We start from the raw sequence: 2,482 nt of genomic DNA, 5'->3' as shown, positions 1-2,482 counted from the left end.
CGCGGTACCTCGTCCCACCGATGACCATCGGCACAGTCGGTACCTCCGCGCCAGTCGCGGCATGAGAGTGCGTTCGAAGCTGACTCCTGAGATCTTCACCGGTTCGGATCGGTTAGGCGCTGGGCAATCGCCGTAGAGCGTCAGCGCCAATGCTGAAGTGGTCGACGAAGCGTTGAACGAATCCGGTTGTCTGTTCGAGCATCCGGCCCACCTGGTCCGCGCCGTACGCGGCGTAGTCCTCGATCGCTGCGACGGCTTCGCCTTCCCTGCCGTCCAGAGCGCAGGCGACGGCCAGGATGCCGTCCCGGGCCTGGTAACCCCGGTTGGCGTACGTCCAAGTGATCACATCACCGAGCCCGGTGAACTGCTCCAGGAACGGCATCCCGTACGTGTCGAGGTCCTTGAGCAGGACGTCGCTACCCGAATCCACCTCGTTCTCCGAGTGGATCGCCCACCGGGTCAAGGACGCGAGAGAAATACCGTCGGCGTACAGCAGATCCTGCAGTCCGGCGGCCGTCCCGACGGCAACCCCTAGCCCTTCCTCCGGCCGACGACCCATGAACGCATCGCAGAGCCGGCCCAGCTCCAGGTGACCCACCGCGACGACGGGGTTGAAGGTGACGCCTCGAGAACCGATCGAGGGGTTCAGGCTGAGGGAGAACACCAGGCCGCCCAGCTGACGCTGGGCGAAGGCCGCATTGGTGCGGGAAGACCGCGTCGCCTGCCATCTACGACCGAGCATCGAACCGGTCAGCCGCCGCACGGCGGCGTCCCGCACCGCACGCCTGTCGACGACAGGCTCCGGCACCCCGTCAACCGGCAGACGCAGCTGGTTCAGCTGAGGGTCGTAGCAGTTCAGACCGTGGACGCCGGCGAGTTGAGCGGCCCACGCCGAAACCTCGTCGGCCCAGCCCAGCACCATGGGGAAGTACACCAGTGGGCCGCGGGCCTCGCCCATCAGCGGCGCGGTGGACCACGGGCTGTCCTCGCCGGCGTCCGTACCAATGTCCGGAAAGCGGGCCAGCAACGCAGCCACGTACGCGGCGATCCGCGCGGTGGGCTCGACAGGCGCAGCAGACCCCATGTAGCGGTCGTACAGCCGCTTGAACTCAGCCGCCGCGACGACGTCGTTCGCCGGCCGGTCACCCTCCCAGACCGCAAGATCGTATGACACAGTGCCATTCTGGCCTACGCCACGGCGACGGCGCATGCCAGCCAGCAGCCACCGGGATCACCAACAACCGATGCGCTGACAGCGACAAGATCAGGTGCGCGGACATCGGCAGGACAGGAAGCCTCGGCCTCGCGCAAGCCGGTCACGGTCCGTGACGAGCCGGCTTCCCGCCGCGCACCATCGGCGGCAGATCCGGAAACGTGATCAAGCAGGTCCGCGTCGGTGATCATCTCTGCGGGTCGCACCTGCAACGTCGTCATCGCCCGGTGGAGGAACCGGCGTGCCGCCACGGCGTCGCGGCGGGCGGAGACGAGTACGCCGATGACCTGACCGTTGCTGGTCGACGGCGGGGTGCACGTACCGCCAGGCGCCGTTGACGTAGGTCCCATCGGTGAACCATCTGTCGCCAGGTGCATGCCGGCAGAACCTGGCTGCGTCGGCCAATAGTAGGGTGAAGCGTTGCAACCAGCGGAAGACAGTGACGTGGTCCGCCTCGACACCACGATCGAAGAGGAGCTCCTCGACGTCACGGTACGACACGTTGTACCGCACGTAGAGCCGGACGGCGACCATGATGGTGTCAGGCGGGAACCGGAACCCTGCGAACGCCGACCGCAATGGCAGGGCCGGACGTCGGCGATTCGAGACCTTCACGGCTCAAGCGCGCCCGACCAGGGCAACACTCAACGCAACAGACCCGATCAGGTCGGGTCGATGACTTCACCGCTCAAGTCTGCCTCGATCCTGCCAACGCTCAACGCAGCGGTGCTGTCTCGGCTACTCATCAATCCGTCGCCTGTTCGTCGTTGAGATCATCAAGGATATACGCATCGTGATCCGCGTAATAGATGATCGCAGCGCAGGCCTCATCGACCGATGACTGCCGATTGTTGTGCCAGTAGCTCCATTGCGCGAGAACGTCACGCGCCGTCGGGACCTCAAGGAAGTATCGCCAGCCCGCCGGCCGAGGATCATCGTAGCCAAGAAGCATCGTGGGAGTCGATGCGTTCACCTCGACAACGTCCTCTGGAACGAAGATGTATGTGCGGGTTGGGAAGCCGCCCAGACCCAGGACTACATCCTTGAGATCCATGATCATCCCCGTACACTAACCCGCCGCGTCCACCCGGTTGAACAGGCGGTATAGCGGAGAACGCGCCCGGTGCTGGTGAGTACCGGCCGAAGATGGGCTGCCGAAGCGATCTACAGAGCGTGATTGGTGTCGGGGAGCCGCCGCGCACGACCGGCGGCAGATGTGCGCGGCCGATCAAGACGTGCTGGGCTGAGTGCCTCATCGGTAGTAGGTCG

At 65.3% G+C, this 2,482-nt stretch carries 2 protein-coding genes and 1 pseudogene; all 3 read right to left on the bottom strand.

The window, feature by feature from the left end; genetic code table 11:
- Nucleotides 1–112: 112 nt before the first annotated feature.
- Nucleotides 113–1,174, bottom strand: a complete 1,062-nt coding sequence (locus ACFPIJ_RS57525; protein ID WP_380128046.1) for a hypothetical protein — start codon at nt 1,172–1,174, stop codon at nt 113–115.
- A gap of 218 nt (nt 1,175–1,392) precedes the next feature.
- Nucleotides 1,393–1,747: pseudogene (locus ACFPIJ_RS57520) on the bottom strand (DDE-type integrase/transposase/recombinase); the annotation flags it as partial.
- Between the two features lie 211 nt (nt 1,748–1,958).
- The gene (locus tag ACFPIJ_RS57515) at nt 1,959–2,273 is read right to left on the bottom strand and encodes a hypothetical protein (RefSeq protein WP_380128045.1); all 315 of its coding nucleotides are present in this window, start codon (nt 2,271–2,273) and stop codon (nt 1,959–1,961) included.
- Nucleotides 2,274–2,482: the final 209 nt, after the last annotated feature.

The organism is Dactylosporangium cerinum (assembly GCF_042653625.1).
Lineage (GTDB): Bacteria > Actinomycetota > Actinomycetes > Mycobacteriales > Micromonosporaceae > Dactylosporangium > Dactylosporangium cerinum.
This window is presented reverse-complemented; position numbering and strand designations above follow the sequence as displayed.